The 15,885-nt window shown below is 59.6% G+C and carries 16 protein-coding genes; 7 read left to right on the top strand and 9 right to left on the bottom strand.

What is annotated here, in order from left to right; translation table 11 throughout:
• Positions 1-21 precede the first annotated feature (21 nt).
• From waaA to waaC, 3 genes are all read right to left on the bottom strand, one after another.
• A complete protein-coding gene (waaA, locus tag JWR14_RS28255; protein WP_299715514.1) occupies positions 22-1,347 on the bottom strand; it encodes a lipid IV(A) 3-deoxy-D-manno-octulosonic acid transferase in 1,326 nt (441 codons plus the stop codon).
• Between the two features lie 88 nt (positions 1,348-1,435).
• Entirely contained in the window at positions 1,436-2,320 is an 885-nt protein-coding gene (locus JWR14_RS28250) for a Kdo hydroxylase family protein (protein WP_299715511.1), read from the bottom strand.
• 353 nt (positions 2,321-2,673) lie between these two features.
• Positions 2,674-3,669, bottom strand: coding sequence for a lipopolysaccharide heptosyltransferase I (waaC, locus tag JWR14_RS28245; protein WP_299715517.1), 996 nt, complete (start codon positions 3,667-3,669; stop codon positions 2,674-2,676).
• A 742-nt stretch (positions 3,670-4,411) separates the two neighbouring features.
• On the opposite strand from waaC, the gene JWR14_RS28240 reads away from it, so the two are divergent.
• From JWR14_RS28240 to JWR14_RS28230, 3 genes are read left to right on the top strand one after another with little or no spacing between them, the layout of a single operon-like run.
• Positions 4,412-4,540: a hypothetical protein gene (locus tag JWR14_RS28240; RefSeq protein ID WP_257026275.1), complete on the top strand. Its 129-nt coding sequence runs from the start codon at positions 4,412-4,414 to the stop codon at positions 4,538-4,540.
• Positions 4,541-4,551: 11 nt separating this feature from the next.
• Positions 4,552-4,857 carry a hypothetical protein gene (locus tag JWR14_RS28235; protein ID WP_299715503.1) on the top strand — a complete coding sequence of 102 codons (306 nt, stop codon included), beginning with the start codon at positions 4,552-4,554 and terminating at the stop codon, positions 4,855-4,857.
• Between the two features lie 12 nt (positions 4,858-4,869).
• Positions 4,870-5,073: a helix-turn-helix domain-containing protein gene (locus tag JWR14_RS28230; protein ID WP_299715500.1), complete on the top strand. Its 204-nt coding sequence runs from the start codon at positions 4,870-4,872 to the stop codon at positions 5,071-5,073.
• 279 nt (positions 5,074-5,352) lie between these two features.
• Here JWR14_RS28230 and JWR14_RS28225 read toward each other — a convergent pair whose 3' ends face one another.
• Complete coding sequence (locus tag JWR14_RS28225) at positions 5,353-6,351, bottom strand: hypothetical protein (protein WP_299715497.1); 999 nt, start codon at positions 6,349-6,351, stop codon at positions 5,353-5,355.
• Positions 6,352-7,482: 1,131 nt separating this feature from the next.
• On the opposite strand from JWR14_RS28225, the gene JWR14_RS28220 reads away from it, so the two are divergent.
• Positions 7,483-7,668 carry a hypothetical protein gene (locus JWR14_RS28220; protein ID WP_299715494.1) on the top strand — a complete coding sequence of 62 codons (186 nt, stop codon included), beginning with the start codon at positions 7,483-7,485 and terminating at the stop codon, positions 7,666-7,668.
• A gap of 695 nt (positions 7,669-8,363) precedes the next feature.
• On the opposite strand, the gene JWR14_RS28215 is transcribed toward JWR14_RS28220, so the two are convergent.
• The gene (locus tag JWR14_RS28215; protein WP_299715491.1) at positions 8,364-9,008 is read right to left on the bottom strand and encodes a hypothetical protein; all 645 of its coding nucleotides are present in this window, start codon (positions 9,006-9,008) and stop codon (positions 8,364-8,366) included.
• A gap of 85 nt (positions 9,009-9,093) precedes the next feature.
• A complete protein-coding gene (locus tag JWR14_RS28210) occupies positions 9,094-9,747 on the bottom strand; it encodes a BRCT domain-containing protein (protein WP_299715488.1) in 654 nt (217 codons plus the stop codon).
• Positions 9,748-10,695: 948 nt separating this feature from the next.
• On the opposite strand from JWR14_RS28210, the gene JWR14_RS28205 reads away from it, so the two are divergent.
• Both JWR14_RS28205 and JWR14_RS28200 read left to right on the top strand, forming a co-directional pair.
• Positions 10,696-10,941 (top strand): hypothetical protein, encoded by a 246-nt coding sequence (locus tag JWR14_RS28205; RefSeq protein WP_299715485.1) that lies wholly within the window; start codon positions 10,696-10,698, stop codon positions 10,939-10,941.
• Positions 10,942-10,960: 19 nt separating this feature from the next.
• Positions 10,961-11,905: a hypothetical protein gene (locus JWR14_RS28200; RefSeq protein WP_299715482.1), complete on the top strand. Its 945-nt coding sequence runs from the start codon at positions 10,961-10,963 to the stop codon at positions 11,903-11,905.
• 211 nt (positions 11,906-12,116) lie between these two features.
• On the opposite strand, the gene JWR14_RS28195 is transcribed toward JWR14_RS28200, so the two are convergent.
• From JWR14_RS28195 to JWR14_RS28185, 3 genes are all read right to left on the bottom strand, one after another.
• Complete coding sequence (locus tag JWR14_RS28195) at positions 12,117-12,350, bottom strand: XRE family transcriptional regulator (RefSeq protein WP_299715479.1); 234 nt, start codon at positions 12,348-12,350, stop codon at positions 12,117-12,119.
• A gap of 625 nt (positions 12,351-12,975) precedes the next feature.
• Positions 12,976-13,272 carry a hypothetical protein gene (locus JWR14_RS28190; RefSeq protein ID WP_299715474.1) on the bottom strand — a complete coding sequence of 99 codons (297 nt, stop codon included), beginning with the start codon at positions 13,270-13,272 and terminating at the stop codon, positions 12,976-12,978.
• Between the two features lie 294 nt (positions 13,273-13,566).
• Complete coding sequence (locus JWR14_RS28185; protein WP_299715471.1) at positions 13,567-13,989, bottom strand: hypothetical protein; 423 nt, start codon at positions 13,987-13,989, stop codon at positions 13,567-13,569.
• A 789-nt stretch (positions 13,990-14,778) separates the two neighbouring features.
• Between JWR14_RS28185 and JWR14_RS28180 the strand changes: the two genes are divergently transcribed.
• The gene (locus JWR14_RS28180) at positions 14,779-15,402 is read left to right on the top strand and encodes a hypothetical protein (protein ID WP_299715468.1); all 624 of its coding nucleotides are present in this window, start codon (positions 14,779-14,781) and stop codon (positions 15,400-15,402) included.
• Positions 15,403-15,885 lie beyond the last annotated feature (483 nt).

Here is a 15,885-nt window from a genome sequence, read left to right as displayed (position 1 = left end):
GGTTCGCGCTTACCACCTGGATCATTGCTCCTCTGTTTGCGTGCGCAACAACGCCCCCAGCACCGCCACCGTCCTCTGCGTCGCCCCGCGATGCTTCGCCGCGAACGCCGACGCCGCTGCGCTCATGGCGAGCCGGCGGGGTTTATCGGAGAAAAGTTCTCTCAGGCCACGCGCCAACGCCGCCGGATCGCTCACGCGCAACGCCGCGCCTTCCGCGATCGCATCATTCGTCGCTTGCGTAAAGTTGAAGGTGTGCGGACCAATCAGCACCGGAACGCCCGCTGCACACGCCTCGATCAAGTTCTGCCCGCCCAGCGGCAACAAACTTCCGCCAATAAACGCCAGGTCCGACGCCGCGTAATACGCGCTCAGCTCTCCCATCGAATCGCCGAGCAGCACGTTCACGTCCGCGGGCAAAACCGGCGCGGCATCGACTCCCGATCCCGCTGCCGCCGCCCTTCCCGCCCACGCGGAACGCCGTACACAGGACTGCGCGGCGGCATCGATCAACACGGCCACTTCATCGAACCGCTGCGGATGGCGCGGCACGAGGATCAGCAACGCCTCTGGCAAGCGGGTCCGCAAGGCCGTGAACGCCTGCAACACCAGCGCTTCCTCGCCCTCACGCGTGCTCGCCGCGACCCAAACCGGGCGATCCCCGATCGCTGCGCGCCACGCATGGCCACGCGCGTAGAGTTCGGGCGGCGCGGCCATATCGAACTTCAGGTTGCCGAGGACCGCGACATTGCGTGCACCCAGCGCGCTCAGGCGGTCCGCGTCGGACTGCGTTTGCGCCAGCACGCGCGTAAAACCGCCGAACACTTCGCGCGTTGCCTGGCCGAACTTCGCCGCGCGCTTGAACGAGCGCGCCGACATCCGCGCGTTGGTCAGCACCAGCGGAATATCGGCCCGTTTGCATTCGTCGATAAGCGTCGGCCACACTTCCGTTTCCATCACGATGCCCAGCGACGGCCGCCACGCGCGCAGGAACCGCCGCACGAGCGACGGCGAATCGTAGGGAAGATAGCTGCGCGATATACGATCACCGTATAGCTCCACACCGGTCGCGCGGCCGCTTGGCGTCATGTGTGTGAGCAGGATGCGAGCATCGGGATGGGCTTGCTGCAACGCTTCGATCAGCGGCTGAGCTGCCCGCGTCTCGCCTACGGACACCGCATGCACCCAGATCAACGGCGCGAGGTCATCGGCACGGCGAGCGGGACCAAAACCAAACCGTTCACCAATATGCTCGCGATACCCACGCTCCCGCCGCGAGCGGATCAGCAGCCGCAGCACGGCGAGCGGCGCGACGAGCCACCATAACGCGCGATACACGAGCCTCAGCATCGAGCGCCCTCGCGGCCGGCCGGCGACGATCGCTCACCGTGCACGTGCAGTCCCGAGCCTGGCACCTTCTTCCAACCGCCTGCGGCGCTCAAACCAGCGCCCTGCCTTTCAGGCGCTGCAGGATGCCGAGCGGCGCGCAGTCGGGCTGGGCCATGGCGCTGACGGGGAGGAAGAAGGTTTGCTCGAGCATGTACTGGCCGGACATGACGGCGTGCGAGGTCTGATCGGAGAAACACACCCACACGCAACCGGGTGGAAACGGCATTTCCTGCTGCGGCGATTTCGCTTGATAGTCGAGATCGGCCTTCATTGCATCGTGCAAATTGAGCATCAGGTGGTCGTATTCGCTGCGCGGCGTCTTGGTGATATGCAGAAGGTTCATGAGCCACGCCGCGCCGGGAACCGGGGCTTGGATTGCTGGCAGGAAGCGTTTTGCCATGTCCTCAAACGGCTCGCCAACGCGCCACACCCGCGGCGCGCCATCCGGGTTGACGTTGGTGAACACGCGCAGGATGCGCTCGCCATAATTCGGCCGCGACGGAAACGCATCGACGTGAAGGCGGCTGTCGTCCTTGCGCCACGACGTCTCACGCGTTTCCACGCGATGCAGCCGCAGGCTGGTCGGCGCGACCCGTAATTTGCCGCGATATTCGGGGAACAGCCCGTCGACCAGCGAGCGCGCGTTCGCCTGATAGCGCGCGATCAACGCCCGTACGGCCGATTGCGTGACAGCGTCGCCGAGTACGCCCACGAGCGGGCCGCCGTTGGGCGCGAGGCTGATGTTCTTGCGCTCCGGGTCAGCCACCTTCGGGTCCAGCAGCGCCCGTTCGCCGCCGTCTATGGCAAACGGCAGATGCGGGAAATACAGGACCTTGCCGCGTTCGACGCCGGCCAGCAGCGCCTCGCGCGGCACGGAAAGCTGTTGGCCCTGCCAGTCGGCGCGGGCAACTTCAATAATTTGAGATTCAGTCATGTGCCTTCGATTTGTTTGGATGAGCGAGTGAGCGGGCTCGATTTATCGTCAATCGGCTGCAATCGGCTTCGATTGGCTTCAATCAACCTCGATTGGCTTCGATCGACGCATCGAGGAAACGCCGCGCCCGGCGAACGCGTTGCATTTTCGCTCAAACCGACCGCAAAACACGCCGGGTGAAAGGCTGGCAGTTGATGAGCCTCAAGCTGGACCTCAAACCGCCGGGTTTCGCTTGAGGCTTCGTCAAACGCGCCGCCGGTTTATCCCGGCGACTGAAAACCCATCCTTCACGGAAGCCGCTTCCTCACCGCACCGCCTCCCACCCTATCCAATACCGCTACTGCCCTCATGCATCAAAGCAGCCCGAAGCTTGCGAGGATCGCTTTGACTTGCTGCAACGTCGGGTGCTGGTTTGCGCTACCCAGATTCACCACGCGCGGCGACCAGTATCCGCCGGTGCGCCAGGCGGTCGAGAAATTGTACAACTCGATGGTCGGTCGCTTAAGCGCCGCCGCGATGTGCACGAGCCCCGTGTCCACGCCTACCGTTGCTGCCGCGCCGTCGATCAGGCCGACTACTGCTGGCAGCGAGAGTTTCGGCGGCACGACCGCTGCTGCGCCGAATTCTTTCGCCAGTTTGTCGCTCGTTTCGCGCTCGGTCTCGCTGCCCCACGGAAGCACGATGGATACGCCGCGCCGGATCAGCGACTGGCCGAGTTCGATCCATGCGGTTTCGGGCCATTGTTTATCGGCGCGGGACGTGGCGTGGACGAATACCACGTACGGCACGGGCAGGTTCAGCCCTGCCTCCGACAACGCCAGCGCGGCGCGGCGGGTATCGATGCCAAATTCGATCGCATCGGTAGGTTCCGGGCGCGGGTCGCCCAGCGCGGCTGCTACCAGTTGCCGGGTGCGTTCGACTACGTGCGTGCGTGGTTCGATAGGCACGCGCTTGTTGTAGAAGAAGCGGACAGGCCATTCGTAGCCGGCGCCGTCGGTGCGGTTGCCGAGCCCGACCAGCTTGCCGCGTGCCCAGCTTGCGACCCATGCGGTTTTGATGAGCCCCTGACAGTCGATAACCAGGTCATATTTTTCAGCGGCCAAGGCGCGACGGAAGCGTTGGATTTCGCGCCAGTTATCGAGTGAAAAGAGGCGTTTGCGCCAGCGCCGCAGCGAGAACGGGATGGCGCGGCGCACGCCGTCGACGAGTTCAACGAGATCCGCGAAGCTCTCTTCGACTAGCCAGTCGATCTGGGCATCGGGGTGGAGACGACGGATATCGGCGATAGCCGGCATGTTATGGACGACGTCGCCTAGGGACGACACCCGGACAATCAAGATCTTTTGCACGCTGGACACGGTGGGCGCCGTCGGATTGGACGACGCGTGGACAATTTTGAGATGGGGCGGAGTTTACCGCTGGCGCTTGGGATTGGGGTGGTTTTTACGCTGGTCGGGGGGCGCTCGCGCGCTCGCTTGGACGGGGTTGGCGTTGGATTTTTGGGGTTAGCGGTCTGGGTCTTTGCCGGGTTGCTAGGTCCTAAGGTTAGCGGTCTGGGTCTTTGCCGGGTTGCTAGGTTCTAAGGTTAGCGGTTCTGAGTGATTGCCGGGTTGCTGCTTTCGGTGTTAGTGGTCTGCTTAAGTTGGCTATTCTCTTTATCGCTATTAGCCACTGCGCGTGGCGGCGCGTCATTTCTTTGTCCAAAGCGAAAGGTAAGAATAGGCCTAGAATCCTTGCTGGGCGGGATTTACGCTAAAAATACCATCGGCTACCCCCAGTTTTTCCCCCGGCATAATTTGTAGCGAAAATTTAACTACGCCCGCTTGGCGAGCCGCCCCGAGAAGCGCCGCGCTCGCGCCCTGGTAGCGCCGCCGCCTGCCTTGCCCCTGATTATCCCCCATGCCGCGCCCCGCGAAGCCCGCCCAGGGCGATTTGAGCCCCCGCGCCCTTTCCGCCCTGGTAGCGGCATCCAGATATTTTTGGCCGCGCGCCGTATCCGCGATTACCCTGACCGCGCCATACGCCCATTGGGCGTAATATAGTAATGCGCCCAGCGGGCGTACTTAATATAAGATAACAAGAGGGGACCACATGCATATTTTTCTGTTGCTGCTTTGCGCGCTCGCGCTTTTCGGCGGTGGCATATTCGGTCGCATTCTCGGCTTAATCATCCGCATCGCCTTCGTGCTGATTCTGGCCGGTCTTTTCATTCATCCTTAAAGGGGGCACTCATGTCTACAGCAACATTCGATACGCACTCGTGCTACAAGCGATTGACCGAAAGCGGCGTCACGCCCGGTGCGGCAGAAGCGCAGCTATCGGTTATGTCCGGCTGGATCGCAGCGCAGGATTTGCGCGCTGCTACCAAGCAAGACATTGTGGATTTACGCGGCGAACTCAAGCAAGACATCGCTTTGCTTCGTACTGAGATGAAACTAGAAGTGTCACAACTCAAAGCGCAACTCGTGTGGTACATGCTCGCATTCGCGCTCGCGCAGGTCGCGCTAGAGGTCGGGCTAATCCATGCGCTGCGCTAACGAGCAAAAATCATGTCGATCGAACCACCCGTACCCGAGGATATTCGCGCCGCGCGCCAAGCGGCGGGACTGACGCAGACCGCAGCAGGAGCGCTGCTACATACCACCTGCCGCACATGGCAGAAGTGGGAAGCCGGAGACCGCCATATGCACCCGGCCATGTGGGAACTGTTCTGCATCAAATGCCAACAACTGTCGCGTGTGGAGCTTCGCTAGTCGGCGCTTCGTCGAGTTCGATGAGCCGTCGGTGTACCCGTTCGGTCAGCCCCTCGTCGGCAGCGGTCGTCTTCGACTTCGGGAGGGCACCCTCCCGAAGTTCAAGGTCCGTGCGATTACCTTACTTTTAAAAGTACTTCAGCAGTTCACCGCAGCGGCGGATTGCACGACCCTGAACGCGGTCGGCCATCGCGCGCAGTGACTTGTCCTTCGATTGCCTCGCAAGCGCCCATCTACCCCTCGCCTAGCTCTGCCAAAAGACTTCCGGACCTACGTTCGCTAGACCAGCGTCCCACCGATTTCAAACAAAACGGCTGCTGCCTTGATGAATCGCACACAGTTCTCTTCAGTGGCTCGGTCTTCCTGTGCCATGTGCATGATCTTGTTTCGCGCATCAAACAACGACTTCAGGTCTTTCTCGTTGAGCGCCTTGAATTTTTTCGCGGCGTCCCCGGTCAAGAGGCGAGGGTAGAATTTTTGCCTTAACTGGTTTGCGTTCACCTCCTCAACCAGCATGCGCACATCGGGATTAAGCTCCGAAGGCAGCTTCTGCAAAACCGGCGTGCGCATAAAAACTTCACAGGCTATTGCCAACTCCAAAATCGAGCGGCGGAATTCATATCGACCGCAGGATTCCTGTGCGTCGTCGAAGAACTTCAAGTGAATCGGGACCTCGAAAGACCTTTCGAGCGCAGCCTGAACGGCTTGCCACATGTCCTTTGTTACCGCATCCGATCTGTACACCGCTATGGTGTGCGGTCCGCTCCACACGCGAGTCAGCGATTCACATTCACGCAGGTACGTACTCCACTTGCTCGCGTCGGGCCGGCCTGGTCTGCCGATCTGATAGTCACCGGACTCCCATCGCATGATCGAAAGCCAGTATTCAAAGGCATTGCTAGCGATACTGTTGGCTTCTGCCACGAACGCGTTTAGCCTCGTCTGATCGCCCGCTTCGATGAGGTCGATGGCGTTTGGGTGGCGATTCAAGACCTCGACTGGTAACGTCATGCAGTGTCCGCGTTGAACACAGACGTCGACCTCGAAAACAAAGGCAGCTTGGGGGATGCGGTTTTCATCCTCTGTTCTCCATGAGTGCACGTAGCCAGCGCCGATGCTCTCATCACCCATGCGGTCGAGTCCCGGAAGCGAAACACGGATGGTCGCTCCCCTGTAAGGGAAGACGTGAGACTGCCCAAGCAATCCGTACTCGATATCCAAGTTGGGCGTCCCAAATCTGTCCCACGATTCCAACCGCATTTCACGAGTTTCAGTCACGGCGTCGTTCCCGCAGAAAGTGAGGAAACGTGGAGTATATTGCGCAGCACGGCATCCCTGTCTATTGCGGTCTATACAATCCGCCGTCTCTTGCTATTCCTATGCTCTAACCGCCGCAATAACCATCACCATCACCATCGACCTAGGAACAGATGACTGATTAACTTCTCGTAAATACCAGCGCGGCCATCCAACCGGACAGCGGACATTCGCCACGATGACACGTCAGCCCGTTCTGGGTCGGTTTATGCCTTTCGCAAGCCCGCTGCGATCAGCAATCTATTGTGGTCTGCGTCGGGCTGGGTTCGGCCATGTTCAGCCGGTCGCCCGCTGACTCGGCCAGACATTCAAAAGTCGCATTCACGCTGAAAGCTGCCGCTCGCTTTGCTCCGTGACCCGGAAGAGGCTTGTCGTTGAACCTCCGACTATGGGTTGTGTGCGCTTCCGTCGACAACAGTTGGTCTAGGCGGCTTGGCGAGTATTCGCGTCGCTGCTGCAGCAAGCGTCTTCGATGACCTGCATGAGTGCCTCGCAGGAGAACGGCTTCTGCAAATAGACATCGAAGAGCCGGGCAATGTCTCCCTGACTGACAGCGTCTCCCATCATTGAAACAAGGAAAGCCGCGGAGCAAATCGTCGTTTCCCTCAGCGACCGTGGGACAGCACTGCCTTTTATGTCGGGCAGGTTTTCGTATTTCGATAACGCCGATACGAAAGGAGCCTGAGCGCAGTTTCGCCATCGTAGGCCACAGCAGCTTGGTGGCCATAGCAGTCCAGCAGGAAAGCGAGCCTGTCCGCGACAGACTCATTGTCATCGGGCCTCGATCGGATTCCAAGCCTCGAGGACATCGTACAAACACGGGATACGTAGCCGGACCGCATGTGTCGTGATCTAACCAACAGCGCCAGACGGAGAGTTGGATCCGACCCACCGGCCGCAGCGCGCACGTCTGTCTGCCAATTCGCACTGGTCACCATTAAAAATCCAATATTTTCAACTAGTTGTGTGATGGCGTACCGCGCGGCGCCACCGTTTGGCATGCACTTTGCATTGATCCTTATCGAGGAGTGGCGACACCCTCAAAACAAGCTCTGACATTCCTGACTGACTAATTTACCTTGGAGAATCGACATGAACACGCTGTTAATCAAAGACCTTCCCGTAGCCGTTGAGATGGATCGTACTGCAATGACCGCCGTCAGCGGCGGCAGGTTGCCGCAGCAGATCGTGAACATCATCCAGGCCGTTGGCGACTGTGCATCTGACGCTCCTACCCAGCACAGTTTTACTGGCAGTGGGGCTTCTGTGACGTACTAACGGAAACACGGTGATTTCGAGGCTCAAGGCCCCGCCAACGAGGGGCCTCTTTGATTTCGCTTCCGGTGACTTTAACCGCGCTGCCCCGATACCGACCGTTCCGCCTCAACTCGACGGGTTGTTGTGAGCGTGAGCATTCTTTCTGAGGCATTACGACCGTTTTCTTGTTCACGATCGATGAGGTACCAGGCTTCCAGTTCCTCACCAAGCGTGCTCAACTTTTCTCCTCGCAAACCAGCGGACTCCCCACGCGGACCGCGGACGCGAAACACCATGACGACGGAGGTGCCAGCACCTTGTTGGCTTAAGCCGCCGTCGGTGTGGCGACCGGCCAGCGGCGGCTAAGTCGAATAGTTGTTCCCGGAAATGCCGCTTGAACGTACGGACCGGTCAGTTTTCTGCCAGTGAGAACGCGCAGCGTGACCGGCCGTTGAGGGTCGAGCTGAGCCGTTCAAAGTGACTTTGCCGGGTCTACTCGGGCGGCGATAGTCAGGGGGTGGAATGAGATCCTCCAGCCCTGCCCTGTCTACGTCCTCCACCTTGCTGTAGCGATTGTGTAGCAGACCAGATTAGGGCAATCGCTCCCAAATGTGCCTCCAATCTCCAAATAGCCTGCCGCCACTAGATTTGCGTGGGCTGATTCGGTATCAGCGCCGTGTGGCACAGGTGTCACGATCGCGCCGCTGCTGTGCGTACTATCCGAATAGGTCGGCTTGATTCATTTGTTCGGATGTGACAGGGGTGCATTCCTCGATCGGCGCGACAAGTTGCAATGCGGCGCAAGTGCCGTGCTGAAGTAGAGCTGCAAATTCGGCCTGACTGCATGCGTGCCAGCCCGATGGTTCCCACAACACGGGCGCACCCGGCGGGGTGCTGCGCCCGAATAACTGAAACCCAACAGACCCAGAGGTGATACGCCTATTCTTGCCGGTGCCCGACAGTTTATCTGGAGTTGACTGGGATACCTGGACATACCACCGCCCACATTGGCTTTCCAGTCCATCTGTGTTGCGGAATGAATAGAGTGGTGGCATCCGCTGTGCTTCAATGGAGTCGCGCACGGCGTGTTTTACGATGGCCTGATATTCCTCATCATCTCTAGTCAGGATGCCTTGTTCCTTAAGGCTTTTGCGATACTCCACAAGCGACCCGTACCCCAGTCGCTGCGCGCGCTTGTCGCGCATGACCGACGTCTTCTTTTCGTCAATGCGCTCCGCATAAGCGATGTCTAAGGCGCTCTTGAATCCTTGGTGAACCCAAAAGAACCAGCCGTGTGCAAACCCTGATATGCCTCCGCGCTGGTCAGTGAAGTCAATTCCTAGAAATGGTTGATGCGCCATATCTTTGATACCCCGTAGATTATCCGCGCATCGCAGATGTTAATTGCTAATTGTCGCTTCGCGCATAGCAGTCCGCGCTAACCTTTCACTCCGAGTGATAATTTAGATACTTCATCCAATGCTCCTCACCAACTATCGCGAGCGGAGCGCCGCCAGCCGCATAGGAAGTGGCTTTCTGAATCTTCAGGCCATGGGTCGAGTGCAGCCAGTCCCGCGAGCCGATCTCACCAATCACCAGGTAGTGCAACTTCTTCGTAATGCCTTCAGCGGGAAAGCCGCCACGCAATATGACTTGCTGGTGGCACCAGTCACGGGGGCCAGCGTAAAACTTTCCAGTGAAGCAAAACGAGCGCGCGACGAATACGATTCCGGGCGCTGGTTGTGTTAGGGGTAGAGTGATCGCATCAGATGACTCGCCGTTCTGCGGGGCCGTATTGCCGCCGACCGTGGCTAGAAGGAGGTCGAGTAACTCCCTTTCCTCGTCAGAGTCCAGCACCCCATCGGCAAGGGCAGACCTGATCCGAGGGTAAAGTACGCTCGCCGGCCAAACCGCCGCAACGTCACGATTAGAGTTCATCCATTGCAGCAGGAATTCAGCTTCGCCCTGGCTGACATTACCATCAGCCAGCACGCCTTTGATGATGCCTATCAACTCGTCGATCTTGCGCTCTGCAACCGCCTCCGACCTATAAGCGCGGATCGACGGTTGTCCGTCTGCATCCGTCTGATTGAGATTCATAAATCCCCCGTACATCAAATTACCCGAATTCGGGCAGGTCTTCTTTATGGCCGCGTGATTGCATATTCAATGCGCGCCCCGCCTTTTTCGGCTGTGCGTCAATTTTAGGGACAGTTGTTAGGCATCCTATGAGCAACATGCACGCGAGTCCGAGAACACAGGCCAAACTCTTGTTCTTCATTGGGGGCTGCCGTGGGTTGAACGGTCCGTCTTGAACTGCGGTTGGTCGAAGACTGTATTAACGGCCGATAACACGCTTTCTTTAGTTCAATAGCTTGTCGACTTTCCTAAAGGGCCGCTTTGGATGCGGTCGAAGGGCGGTTCAGGGTCGCCTGCTGTCCTTCGCGACTCGCTGCGATTGACGCGCCGATGTTCGGATTTGCGAGGCGCGATCCACGAATGAAAACGCCCGGCTCGCAGCTTCTACGCGCCGGGTGTCGTTAATGGTACCTGCCTTACTTACATCCTCAAAGACACTTGCTACGCCCACATGGCCGACGTGCCTGAGCGGTCATCGCGGGTGCAACGTTCGTTGCAAAAAATATCATCAACGACAACACCGAGCGCATAATCGGCGAATGGATATCGCCAGCCAGCACAAGATCATGATCGCCGATCTGTTGCGGCGCATACCGCTCATCGTGAGGAAGACCGAGAGCGGCCGCTTCACGTTTGCGCGCTAACGCGTTACAGGCCGGTCTGCTGGCATCAAAGAAGCAGGGGAAGCTCGAAATGAGCCGCCGCAAATCCAGAATCAAGGCCCGCCTGCACGCCGGATGCGTCAGCGTCAGTCCACCATCGCTGCAGGCAGGCGCGGGCCGCCGTCACGAGCGAGCGCGTCTTGCTGATCGAGGCATACCCGGCGGACCGGCCTTGCTCGATCAATTACTTGCCCGCCACGGCAAGCCGCCCGCGCGCAAACGCTAGTCACGAAAAGGAAGACACATCATGAAACACGATTTTGCCTATCTGGCTCACCTGTCGCCAGCCGAAATCGTAGCCGTGCAAGCAATTGCCGGCGAACGGCTGTACGGCAAAAGCTGGGAGCGCGCCTTCGAGCGCGCACGTGGTGGCACCCATTCGCCGACGACCGCCACCGATTCGCCGCGCCCGCCCGTCTCCGCCGCGCAGGCCGCGAGCGCTGAGTCTTGGGATCGCGCTTTTGAAAAGGTCGGCGCGACGCGCCGCAAGTAACCCACAGGGAGAAGCCGAAATGAAACCCACGAAGATTGAACTCGCCGAGCCTGAGGTCGAGTATTCATACGCACCGAGCGCCGAGACCCTGGCCGCTATCGAGCGGCTGAATGTCGCATTGGAGCGGCGCGCAAAACTCGACAGCGCGGTCAATGCAGTGCCACACGAGATCGCGGTGCTCGAAGCTGCCGTCAATCGCCAGCGCGGCGAATTGAACGACTTGCAAGCCGAGGCGGCGCTCGCATGCAACTCCGAAAACGAAGTCCCGCAGCTTCAGGACTTCGACAAGTGTCGCGCCGCGCTTAACTTGCTCATGCAGGACCTGGAACTTGCGCGCGGAAAACTGGCTTCATTGGAAAACCGGGCGGCCGCGATTGACGCCGAAGTCGTCGACGCCGGGTCCGAATTGAATCGGGAGTCGAATATGGACGGCTATAAATTTCAGGCGCAGGTCAGCGTCGAGCTTCGAGCCGCGTTGCCGCCATTGCAGGCCGTCATCACAAAAGCGCGTGCGCTTTCGACCGTTGGGTTTGGCAGTTTTTTGGGCGATTTTTTGAACACGATTCAGCTTTACGACCCGGTTGGACTCATGGCATTCGCGACTGGACCGCAAGGACACGATTTGCTGGCCGCCGACCAAAACGACATGACCGAGCACGCCGTGGTCGAGCGCTTGAAGGTTGTTCAGAAGGCACAGACCGCCGTGCGTACGCATCGGCCTTATGTGCCGTTGGACGCGAGGCCGAAGCCGTACGTCATCAAGGGCTCCAACTTCCCCGGCGACCGCGCCGCACCGCCGTTGCCGCAACCCACGCCGCCGCCACCGATGAAGCAGAGTTTCGAGCAGGCGTTACGCCAGCCTTATGAGGTTCGCGGTGACAGCGGCGGCCGTACGCGCAATGCGGGGGCCGTCGATCTGAATGTCGGCGCAGCGATTACCGCCAATCTGATGAGAGGCGATTAGACGCATCAGAACGTATTGGTATTCCTGAAGTGTAACGCCCGGCGCGCGGTAGAAGCGTGCGGCGTGGTTGAGGTCGATGAGTCGATGTTCGATGCCGCTGAGGGCGAGGCTTGATGGACTTGGGCCGGTTGCGACAACCTACCCCCGTACCTTGATGGACTTGAAAGGGTCGTAGAAACCTACCCCCCTAACCTCGGTAGAAAAAAAGCCTCTATTCAAAGGTGATGAGCTTTCGTGTTTTGGGCTGTGGCTTGGGTAGCTTTAGCAACCCGGTTTTGAGGAGAAAGAGTTCCCAAAAGGCGGGATGCATAGGGCGCTCGCCGCGCTCCCACTTGACCCAACTGCCCGATGCAGCATGAATCACCGCAGCGGCGTCAGCGATGGTAAGAGCCGCGCGCGTACGCGCTTCGCGGACTTCTTCAATGGTGGGGGATTCTGCTTTCATGCTGGCCCTTTCGGTGCATTGCGCAATCTTTATTGTATCCCCGACGGGGATGCCCGATGGACTTGTACAGGCGTCATGAATGCAAGTGCAAATAACTCACTTTGCAATGGGCAGCGCTGGATGGTGGGTGGTTTCGAGTTGTAGGCGTCTGCATACAACGCTTTAGGGTCATCCCTCGTCCGGGTCGTCCCCGTCCGGGTCTTGGAGGGTCGGAGTCAACTCCCTCCGGGTCTCGGAGCGTGCAGGTCAACCCTGGTCCGCGTCAACCCCGTCCGGGTTGTCCGCGTGCGGGTCGTGGAGGGTGCGGGTAACGGCTGGTGCTGGTTCCCCTGTGCGCGTATTTGCCAAGGCCATACTTCTTTTTAGGCGCTTCCCGGATATCGCGCAATTGGCGGCTACCCTTTGAACGCGCGCACAGGGCTTGTAGGCGGTTCGCTGCTACCGGTTATAGCGGGGATGGGCGCTTGGCATTGGGAAGCCCCTGGGGCGCTATGAGGGCGCTATGAGGGCGCTAGCGAGGGCGATACCAGGGCGCTGCCTGGGCGCTTACCAGGGCGATGCTGGGCGGATGCAAGAAAGCAAAAAGCCCGCCAATGGCGGGCTTCTCTGCTGGTGCGGGTAAGGCTTAGCAGGGCATGAAAGAAAGATAGATATCAATGCTTGCCTCTAGATCAGAAAGCGTACCGTACTCGGTGGCGCAATCCGGGAAAGATACCGAATAGGCATCCGGGGTATCGCCGATCAGGATGGTGCGATCGCGGTACATGATATGAGCGGCGGGCGCTGAATCGCGCAAGCTTGCGCGCAAAGGATTCGATACTTGAGCCGGTGCGGTGGTTGATTCGGCCGCAATTTTGAGCGCCTTAGCAATGCCGGTAATAAAGGGCGATTCAATACGGATGGTGGACGGAATGCTGGACATGGAAAAAACCCCGATTAGTAGATTATGTTTTTTGGGTATTCCCGTTGGGTGCTCCCTTCGGGTAACTGAACATTAGGCGATATCGCAGGTAGGCGGGGGTTTTTAAACCCCGACGGGGTTGACCCCGCCCGCTTGGGACCGGCTGAATATACGCGCGCTAAGGGCGCGCCGAGGCGTGCTAGCGCTCGTTAAAGGGCGCGCTAAGGTGCGCAAGCGCGCGCTACTTGGGCGCTTTCTGTAGGGCGAAGAAAAAAGCGCCCCGAAAGGCGCGAAAGGAAAGCACAATGCGCGGCATTAGCGGCCCGTGCTCTTTCCCCCGTTTTTGGCGGCGGCTTTCGCGCCAGCAAGCGCCAGCGGAATCAGCTTTTCGGCGCGGCCCATTGATACCGCGAACCCCTTGGCGCGAATCGCATTTACGAGCTTTTGCACCTTTTTTTGCTCGCATGCTTCGCGCATGCCTTTCATGATTTCCACCAGCGCGGAATCATCGGCGGCGGCCCGATGGTATGAGGCGCGCGCTTCTTTCGCGGCGGGCGCGGCGGGCGCTGCTACTGCCTTCTTAGCGGCGGGCGGGGTGAAAGCGCCAAGCAAAGCGGCTTTCTTGGCGGCGGGCATCGGCGCTGCTGCCTTCTTAGCTGCTGCCTTTACTGCGGGCGCTGCTGCTTTCTTAGCTGCTGCGGGTGCCTTCTTAGCTGCGTTTTTTTGAGCGATTGCCATGATTGAAAAGCCTTTTAAAAGAGAGAGAGAAATTGAGGCGCGTATTGGGCACTTCTATTTACCCGATGGGTGTTCCCGCTGGGCATGACGGGACAGTAGGCGATATTTCGGGTATTCGGGGGTTTTAAAACCCGGACGGGGTTCACCCCGACCTCCTGGGCTTGGATCGAAGTCGATACCAGGGCGCGCGATGCCTGGGCGGATGCCCCTCTATATAGCGAGGCGCTACCAGGGGGCGCGCTACCAGGGCGCGCGGATGCCTGGGCGGATGCCTGGGCGGATGCCTGGGCGATGCCTTCTATATAGAGGCGCTACCAGGGCGCGCGATCACCAAGGCGATGCGCTACCAGGGCGCGCGATGCCTTGCCATATGCGAGGTGCTACTAGATCAGGTACGCGCTACCAGGGAAGCGAAAAGCTGCCTATTTTTTAAGCATGTAATGGTTGACCCTTACATTGATGCGCCATGTAGGGACGATCCGTACGTACTGTCCCTTACATGATAGGGACAGTACGTAAGCGACGACCCGCATAGGGCCGCGAGATTGAAAGAAAGCAGGGACGTCCCGTAATCGTTGACCCCGGCGCGTCCGCGTAGACCCGGACAGGTTGACCCGTAGGTCGTCCAGGTCTTCCTCTAGAGATTTGAGGTAGTCCGGGTCTACCCCGACTCGTATTCATAATATGAAAGGTACTTCCCGGCCAAATCTCGATGCGGGCAATTGCGCGGCGGCGATCTCCCGCCAGCCACGAAATTTGAAAGCTCTTTGCATTAAGGAAGTCCACTCCATGACGCTGCTGCTTTCCCAAGCCGGATACGGGCGCAGGCTCGGTGTGACCGCTGCCGCAATCAGCCAGTGGAAGAAGGCCGGGATGTTGGTGATGGCGGGCTCGATGGTTGACGCCGAGGCGTCGGATGAACGGGTGAGACGTTGTCGCACCGAGGGCCTTCCGTTGATCCCGCCGCAGGGAACAACCGTTAAGCGGGTACCTCCCGGCGCAAACAGCCCTGCGCTTAACGCCGAGCGAATGCCGATGCAGTTACCGTGCGCCGAGGTGAAGCGACGGCTTCAGGCGCTCGACTGGCGGCGGATATTCGACTGGTCCGACGCTGCGCAGCAAGAGCGTGCGAGGCTTGGGGCGCTCTGCGTCGGCTGGTACGCGGTGACGAGTGACTTGCGCGATGACGGGCACTGGGGCGGGTTTCAGGTGCGGACCGAGGTGATGGACGGCGGCGAGTTGAACAGCAACTGCATCGTGGGCGGCTACGGGTACGAGTTCGACTGTTGGGACGTCCTACGCGCGTGCCGCGAAGGGCTGATCGAATCGTTCGACGGGGATGAGGATGTGAGCGTGCGCGCCGATCTGCTGCATTGGCTGGCGCATCCCTTTAGCGAGCACGACCGGCGCTAGACGACGTTACTTGGCCCATCGGGCGGTAGCCCACGGCAACACTGCAGTCCGCCGACGGGAAGCGGTCGCGCTACCTCGCTTCGCAAACCCCGCGTGCTGCCAGCGACAGGCGGGAGCACCGACGAAATCGGAATCCGCGGCTGCTGCTAGTCGCGAAGGGCCGCAGGCGACTCTCCCCGCCGTTCGCCGTCCCATCGGGCAAACGGCAGCTTTCACGGCGGAACGGCCATTCCTTTTCCGCGTTATCTGGCAGGTTCTCTGCCCCATGGCGGTCGTTCGCGCCTACTACCGCTAACGCAAGAACCTAGCGACCCGGCATCAACTCCGACCACCACCCTCGACCCTAGCAACCAGCCCCCGAACCTCCCCGCCAAACCCCCAGTGCGAACACCCTCAGAATGGCAATTGGGCGTCAGCCTTCTCCGCCAAAATCACCCGGCGAAAATCTTCCTGAATCCGCTTGAGCGCTTCCTCGCTGTCAGC

The sequence above is a fragment of the Caballeronia sp. genome (assembly GCF_028292365.1).
Lineage (GTDB): Bacteria > Pseudomonadota > Gammaproteobacteria > Burkholderiales > Burkholderiaceae > Caballeronia.
Note: the sequence above shows the minus strand (reverse complement) of the source record. Positions and strands in the feature narration are given on the sequence as shown.

What these genes read in the sequence shown, in the direction of transcription:
- waaA (WP_299715514.1), bottom strand. Translation starts at nt 1,347, where the DNA reads ATGCTGAGGCTCGTGTATCGCGCGTTATGGTGGCTCGTCGCGCCGCTC.
- JWR14_RS28250 (WP_299715511.1), bottom strand. Translation starts at nt 2,320, where the DNA reads ATGACTGAATCTCAAATTATTGAAGTTGCCCGCGCCGACTGGCAGGGC.
- JWR14_RS28240 (WP_257026275.1), top strand. Translation starts at nt 4,412, where the DNA reads ATGCATATTTTTCTGTTGCTGCTTTGCGCGCTCGCGCTTTTCGGCGGT.
- JWR14_RS28235 (WP_299715503.1), top strand. Translation starts at nt 4,552, where the DNA reads ATGTCTACAGCAACATTCGATACGCACTCGTGCTACAAGCGATTGACC.
- JWR14_RS28230 (WP_299715500.1), top strand. Translation starts at nt 4,870, where the DNA reads ATGTCGATCGAACCACCCGTACCCGAGGATATTCGCGCCGCGCGCCAA.
- JWR14_RS28220 (WP_299715494.1), top strand. Translation starts at nt 7,483, where the DNA reads ATGAACACGCTGTTAATCAAAGACCTTCCCGTAGCCGTTGAGATGGAT.
- JWR14_RS28215 (WP_299715491.1), bottom strand. Translation starts at nt 9,008, where the DNA reads ATGGCGCATCAACCATTTCTAGGAATTGACTTCACTGACCAGCGCGGA.
- JWR14_RS28210 (WP_299715488.1), bottom strand. Translation starts at nt 9,747, where the DNA reads ATGAATCTCAATCAGACGGATGCAGACGGACAACCGTCGATCCGCGCT.
- JWR14_RS28205 (WP_299715485.1), top strand. Translation starts at nt 10,696, where the DNA reads ATGAAACACGATTTTGCCTATCTGGCTCACCTGTCGCCAGCCGAAATC.
- JWR14_RS28200 (WP_299715482.1), top strand. Translation starts at nt 10,961, where the DNA reads ATGAAACCCACGAAGATTGAACTCGCCGAGCCTGAGGTCGAGTATTCA.
- JWR14_RS28195 (WP_299715479.1), bottom strand. Translation starts at nt 12,350, where the DNA reads ATGAAAGCAGAATCCCCCACCATTGAAGAAGTCCGCGAAGCGCGTACG.
- JWR14_RS28190 (WP_299715474.1), bottom strand. Translation starts at nt 13,272, where the DNA reads ATGTCCAGCATTCCGTCCACCATCCGTATTGAATCGCCCTTTATTACC.
- JWR14_RS28185 (WP_299715471.1), bottom strand. Translation starts at nt 13,989, where the DNA reads ATGGCAATCGCTCAAAAAAACGCAGCTAAGAAGGCACCCGCAGCAGCT.
- JWR14_RS28180 (WP_299715468.1), top strand. Translation starts at nt 14,779, where the DNA reads ATGACGCTGCTGCTTTCCCAAGCCGGATACGGGCGCAGGCTCGGTGTG.